The organism is Candidatus Dormiibacterota bacterium (assembly GCA_035532835.1).
Lineage (GTDB): Bacteria > Vulcanimicrobiota > Vulcanimicrobiia > Vulcanimicrobiales > Vulcanimicrobiaceae > DAHUXY01.
This window is the reverse complement of sequence record DATKQG010000040.1, coordinates 1-6,255: the sequence shown is the minus strand read 5'-3', so window position 1 is coordinate 6,255 and position 6,255 is coordinate 1. Positions and strand designations below refer to the sequence as shown.

The 6,255-nt window shown below is 63.1% G+C and carries 6 protein-coding genes; 4 read left to right on the top strand and 2 right to left on the bottom strand.

Annotated elements, in window-relative coordinates; all coding sequences use genetic code 11:
* From VMW12_05610 to VMW12_05600, 3 genes are all read left to right on the top strand, one after another.
* Nucleotides 1-706: cytochrome b/b6 domain-containing protein (locus VMW12_05610; protein HUZ49205.1), on the top strand; the 706-nt coding region annotated here is incomplete at its 5' end.
* Nucleotides 703-1,443 (top strand): molybdopterin-dependent oxidoreductase, encoded by a 741-nt coding sequence (locus tag VMW12_05605; protein HUZ49204.1) that lies wholly within the window; start codon nucleotides 703-705, stop codon nucleotides 1,441-1,443. The genes VMW12_05610 and VMW12_05605, both read left to right, overlap by 4 nt.
* 324 nt (nucleotides 1,444-1,767) lie before the next feature.
* The gene (locus tag VMW12_05600) at nucleotides 1,768-2,484 is read left to right on the top strand and encodes a hypothetical protein (protein HUZ49203.1); all 717 of its coding nucleotides are present in this window, start codon (nucleotides 1,768-1,770) and stop codon (nucleotides 2,482-2,484) included.
* A gap of 21 nt (nucleotides 2,485-2,505) precedes the next feature.
* Here VMW12_05600 and VMW12_05595 read toward each other — a convergent pair whose 3' ends face one another.
* Both VMW12_05595 and VMW12_05590 read right to left on the bottom strand, forming a co-directional pair.
* Complete coding sequence (locus VMW12_05595) at nucleotides 2,506-3,423, bottom strand: EamA family transporter (protein HUZ49202.1); 918 nt, start codon at nucleotides 3,421-3,423, stop codon at nucleotides 2,506-2,508.
* Nucleotides 3,423-5,006 (bottom strand): carboxyl transferase domain-containing protein, encoded by a 1,584-nt coding sequence (locus VMW12_05590; protein ID HUZ49201.1) that lies wholly within the window; start codon nucleotides 5,004-5,006, stop codon nucleotides 3,423-3,425. Before VMW12_05590 ends, VMW12_05595 begins: the two co-directional genes overlap by 1 nt.
* A gap of 128 nt (nucleotides 5,007-5,134) precedes the next feature.
* On the opposite strand from VMW12_05590, the gene VMW12_05585 reads away from it, so the two are divergent.
* Nucleotides 5,135-6,255: DUF1800 domain-containing protein (locus tag VMW12_05585; GenBank protein ID HUZ49200.1), on the top strand; the 1,121-nt coding region annotated here is incomplete at its 3' end.

The window sequence follows — 6,255 nt, the reverse complement described above, 5'->3', positions numbered from 1 at the left end:
GCAGATTTTCAACGCCGCGCCCTATCTGGACGCCTCGGATAAGAGCAGCCCCGCGCACCGCGTCCTTTCGATCGATTCGCCCAGCCAAGGCGTCGGGACGACGACGGTTTTCGGCCACACCTTCACCACCACCGGGTGGCTCGGCTGGACCGACGACGGCATGGGCTCGCAGGGCGCGCGCGCCTTCCCGGGGTGGATCACGATTCCGGCCTACCAAGATCTCGCCGACGGCCGCCGCTGGCATTTCTTCTTCGCCTGGGTCGCATCGGTCTGCTGGCTTGCCTGGCTCGTCTCGAGCGCGCTGAAGGGCAATCTCGCCGAGATGATCTTGCGACCGAGCGATATCCCGAAACTGTGGCCGATGCAAGCGTACTACCTCAAGCTGCGCAAAGAGCCGCCGCCGCACGGCACCTACAATCCCTTACAGAAAGCCGCATACACATCGATCGGCTTGGTGATCACGCCGCTGGTCGTCCTCACGGGCCTCGCGCTTTCGCCCGGCATCGATGCGATCGCCGCGCCGCTCACGTGGCTCTTCGGCGGGCGCCAGTTCGCGCGCTTGTGGCACTTCGCCGGCATGCTGCTGCTGATCGGGTTCTTCGTCGTGCACACCTTTCAAGTGGCGACGCAAGGCCTCATCAACCAAATGCGCTCGATGGTTACCGGCTGGTATCGTTTGGGCGAACACGACGGAGTCGGCCCATGAATCGTAAACTCTTCCTCGCAAGCAGCATCTCGTCGGCACTCGCGGCGTGTTCGCCGATCGGCACCGCGCTCAATAACAATGCGGGCTTCCATCACTTCTTGGGCTCGGCCGAGCGCCTCAATCAAGCCCTTATCGGGACGCGTGGCCTCGCCCGCGAGTATCCCGAATCGGCGATCAGCAGCGTCTATCGCATCGACAGCCTGCCGACCCCAACCAGCGCGCGGTATACGGATCTGCTCGCCGGTGATTTCCGCGGCTACCGCCTCGTCGTCGACGGCGCCGTCGATCGCAAGTCCACCTATACGCTCGCGCAATTGCGCGCGATGCCGCAACAAACGCAGATCACGCGCCACGACTGCGTCGAAGGATGGAGCGTCATCGGTAAATGGAGCGGCGTCCGCCTGGGCGACATCGTCGCCGCCGCCCAACCGCGTGCCGATGCGCGCTACGTCGTCTTCCACTGCTTCGACCGCGACGACCAGGGCACGCAGTACTACGAGAGCCTCGATATGCATCAGGCGATGCATCCGCAAGCGCTGCTGGGCCTGCGCCTCAACGGCGCGGACGTCGATGCCGATCACGGCGCCCCGGTGCGCCTGCGCGTTCCCACGCAACTCGGCTACAAGAGCGCGAAGTGGATCTCGCGCATCGAGGTCGTCGGCAGCTTTGCCAACATCGAGGGCGGCCACGGCGGCTACTGGGAAGACCAGGGCTACGAATGGTACGCGGGCATTTGACGAGCGCGTTTCTTGCCGCGGATTGCGTTTGGTGGCGGGTGTTTGGTGGCGGGGTAGGCTACACCGTTGGGACGGGGACGCCCGCTTTTTTCACATCGTGTGAAAAAAGCTGCTCCGTTCGTCGTCGCTCCCGCCATCCTGGCTCCGCTCCTCCCTCACAGGCCCCGCCCCAACGGCGTAGCCTACCCCGCCACCAAACAGACGCAATCAGAACGCTCCTGAAATATAGCGGTGGGTACTCGTGCTTGGTGAAAGGACGTTTCCGGGCGACGACGCATTTCGCGATATTGCGCGATCGTGCGCGGTATTAGGAGAGAGAAGTTTATGCGTCGTTCCGCCGTTACGTCGATGCTTGCGGTTGCTGCTCTCGTCGGGTTGGTCGGGTTGGGCCGTGCGGCCGAACCGCCGCATGTTACGTTTGTGCCGAAGGCGCCGGGTACCGTGACGCAGAGTCAGCTCGTGTATCTGAGCGGCGAAGGGATGCAGAGCCAGTGGCGCGGGGTCGCGAGCAAAAAGTACCTGGGCGCCTCGAGCGGCACGAAGTTCTATCAGTGGTATCTTTCAATCTACGCGATCGACGGATCGACGTATCATCTCAAGTACCGTTCGCCCGGTAACGGCGGTCCGCTGGACGTTGTTGAAGAGGCGCCAGGTTCTTCCATGTGGTTTCCCATGCAAGATCTCTCCATTGTCGGAGCGGCGGAATTGATGCAGCCCAGCGTGCAACAGTTGGTGGTGCACTCGCATCAGACGGGCGCCGATTGTGGGACGGCGCACATTTCGGTTTTGGGATACGACAACGCGAGCGGCAAGGTCGTGCCTGAAGTGGTCGTGGACAATGGCTGCGAACTCCAGGCGAAAATCGTGCATGGCACGCACGGCGATACACTGTCGCTAACGGGGCCCTACTATGGTCCGAAAGCGGCGTTGTGCTGCCCGACGAAACCGAAGGCGACCGCGACGCTCGCGTATAGAAATGGAAAGTGGGTCGAGACCCCGCGGTATTTCGATCTCTACGTCAAACGCTTTCCGGCGTTCTAGCGCGGGGCTAACCGCGCGGAGCTAGACTTCGCATTCGGCTGGGATGACGGCGGCGGCGGATTGGTGTTGGGAGAGGGCGATGAAGATGCCCACGATTACCAGTAGCGAGCCGCCGAGTTCGCGTAGGGTGAAATGCTCTCCGCCGAAAGCGACGCCGACTGCGACGGCGATCACCGGGATGATGAGCGATGAGAGCCCGACGATCCATGCGGCGATCCGTTGCAGCACCCACATGTTGAGGAAGAACGCGATGCCGCTCCCCAGGAGCGCAAGGTAGAGCAGCGATACGATCGACGGCGCGCTGAATGCGGCGTGCCAGTTCGGGTGCTCGAAGGCGATGCCGGTTGCGCCGACCGCGATGCCTGCAATCAGCATGGCGGGGGGTAGCGTGAGCAGCGGTGCGTGCCGCGAATGGCGCTTCGCGTAGACGTTGGCGAAGGCGGAACTTGCGGCGGCGCCGATGGCGGCGAGCGCGTAGAGCGGCGAGCCCTGCACTTGCGAAGCCAGCGAAATGAGTGCCACGCCTGCAAATGCGACCAACGCGCCCACCCAGATGCGCGGCGTCGTGCGCTCGTTTACGAGTGCTTGGCCCATGCCGAACATGAAGAACGGCAGCGTCCCGAACAGCACCGCGACAAGCCCGGAATCCAGGCGTGTCTCGGCAGTATACGTGAGCACGTAATTTAAGCCGAACAGCATCACCGCAAGCACGAGCACCAGCTTCCACGGTACCTCGGAGAAGCGCCGTAGCTCCCCGCGCATCGCGGCGACGGCGTACAGCGCCAAGCCTGCGATGAGGAATCGGAATCCGACGCCGGTGATCGGCGGGATGTAATGCAGGTTGACTTTGATGACGAGCCAGGTCGTTCCCCAGATCGCGCACATGCCCGCATACGACAGAAAGACCGCGCTCCGCGCGCTTGCGATGGGCGCTGCCATTACATGCGGAAGATGCCGTAATGCGTCGTCGGGAGCGGCGCATTTGCGGCGGCATCCAAACCGATGGCGATCGCGCGACGGGTATCGAGCGGGTCGATGATGCCGTCGTCCCAGAGCCGCGCGGTGGAGTAGTACGGGTTGCCTTCGCTCTCGTATTTAGCGAGGATCGGCGCTTCGAACTTATGGCGTTCGTCGTCGGTCATGGCGCCCTTTACGGTGGAGAGCACGCTGGCCGCCTGCGGGCCGCCCATCACGCTGATGCGCGCGTTCGGCCACATCCAGAGCTGGCGCGGCGAATACGCGCGCCCGCACATGCCGTAGTTGCCGGCGCCGAAGCTGCCGCCGATGACGACGGTGAATTTCGGCACCTCGGCGCAAGCGACGGCCGTCACCAATTTCGCACCGTCGCGCGCGATGCCGCCGTTTTCGTAGGCTTTGCCGACCATGAAGCCGGTGATGTTCTGCAGGAAGAGCAGCGGCGTTCCGCGCTGCACGCAGAGTTCGATGAAGTGCGCGCCCTTGAGCGCGCTCTCGCTGAACAGGATGCCGTTGTTGGCGATGATGCCGATGGGGTGGCCTTCGATGTGCGCGAACCCGCACACGAGCGTGGTGCCGTAGCGCGCTTTGAATTCGTGAAATTCCGAATCGTCGACCAGGCGCGCGACGACCTCGCGCACGTCGTACCCGGTGCGGCTATCCGACGGGATGATGCCGTAAATATCGCGCGGATCGTATTTCGGCGGGCGTGCTTCTTGGCGGTCCCATTGCTTGGGCAATTCGCGGTGCAGGTTGCGGACGATTTCGCGGACGATGCCCAGCGCGTGGATATCGTCGTTGGCGAGGTGATCGGCTACGCCCGAGATACGCGTGTGCACGTCGGCGCCGCCGAGCTCTTCCGCCGTAACCTCTTCGCCGGTAGCGGCCTTGACGAGCGGGGGTCCGCCCAAGAAAATCGTGCCGTTGCCTTTGACGATCACCGTTTCGTCGCTCATGGCGGGGACGTACGCGCCGCCCGCGGTGCACGAGCCCATCACGGCCGCGATCTGCGGAATGCGCTTGCCCGACATGCGCGCCTGGTTGTAAAAAATCCGCCCGAAATGGTCGCGATCGGGAAACACGTCGGCCTGCAGCGGGAGAAACGCGCCGCCGGAATCCACCAAATAGATGCACGGAAGATGGTTTTGCTCGGCAATTTCTTGCGCGCGCAGATGCTTCTTTACCGTCATCGGGTAGTATGTGCCGCCTTTGACGGTGGCATCGTTGGCGACGATGACGCAGTGTTGCCCTTCCACCACGCCGATACCGGTGATGACGCCCGCGGCCGGCGAATCGCCTCCGTACATACCGTTCGCCGCCAGCGCGGAGAGCTCCAAGAATGCGGAACCGGGGTCGATCAGCCGATCGATGCGCTCGCGCGCCGGGAGTTTGCCGCGTTTACGATGTTTGGCGACCGCTTCGGGGCCGCCGCCGGAGCGGACGGCGAGCAGTTGCTCGCGGAGGTCGTCCACCAAACCCTCGATGCGCGAGGCATTCTTCGCGAAGGATTCGGAGCGCCGGTCGAGGCGCGATTCTATCAGGGCCATCGGCCGCGCATTTCGGCGGCCTGCCCGCCGGGCCTCTCCCTAAGGAAACGATGAACCCCAGCTTAAGCGCGCGTTAGACCTGCTCGCGAGGGCGATACAACGCCGCGAGCTTCCGTTACTCTAGCACTATGGCTACGATCGCAACCGCACAGGTCCGCCCGGCCGGGCATATCGAGGTATCGAACGCGCTCGCGCCCTATCGAGGTGCGCTCGATCGGCGCTCGGCGGCGCACTTGCTGCGCCGCGCCGGTTTCGGCGGCACTTCGCAAGAGATCGCGCGGTACGCAGCGATGTCGCCCAGCTTTGCGGCAGAAACGCTAACGCACTTCGCGGATACGAGCCGGCTTCCGTCGCCGCCGGACGTGTACGACCCGCGCGCGGCGATTTTTGCGCTGCGCGGCGAGTTACGCGGAGCCGATAGCACGGCCAAGCGTCAAGCTCGCCAGAGCATCCGTCGCGAGATGGTGCGCTCGATTCTCTCGCTCCAAAACTGGTGGCTCGGCCGGATGCTCGCCACTCCGGCACCGCTGCAAGAGAAGATGACGTTCTTTCTGCACGGCCATTTCACGACCGCCGCCATTCAAAAAGGCGTGTGGCCGACGTACGTGTGGCAACAGAACCAGCTCTATCGTTCGAACGCGCTTGGAAATTTGCGCGATCTGACCCTTGCGGTGAGCAAGGATCCGGCGATGTTACTCTACCTCGACAATGCGCTGAACAATAAAGCCCATCCGAACGAAAATTACGCCCGAGAGTTGATGGAACTCTTCACGCTCGGGCACGGGAATTATACGGAAGAAGACGTCCGCCAATCGGCGCGCGCCTTCACCGGCTGGAGCCTGAATCGCAAAGCCGGAACGTTTTTCGATAATCGGCGGATCCACGACGACGGCGTGAAGACGTTTCTAGGCCGCAGCGGCAATTTTGACGGCACCGACATCGTGAATATCATCTACCAGCAGGCCGCTTGCCCGAAGTTCTGGGCGGAGAAGCTCTTAAGCGCGTTCGTTTACGGCAATCCCGAACCCGAACTCATCGAGCAGGTGGCCGCGCTGATTCATCGCCACGATTATACGTTGGCGCCGGTGATGTCGACGTTGCTGCAAAGCAACGTGTTCTACTCCGAACGCGCGTACCGCGCGTTGGTAAAGAGTCCGGTCGAATACGTCGTCGGGACGCACAAAGCGTTTGGCTTGGCCGCCATCGTCCCGGGGTCGCTCCCGGCCCTGCGCGCGATGGGGCAAGTGCT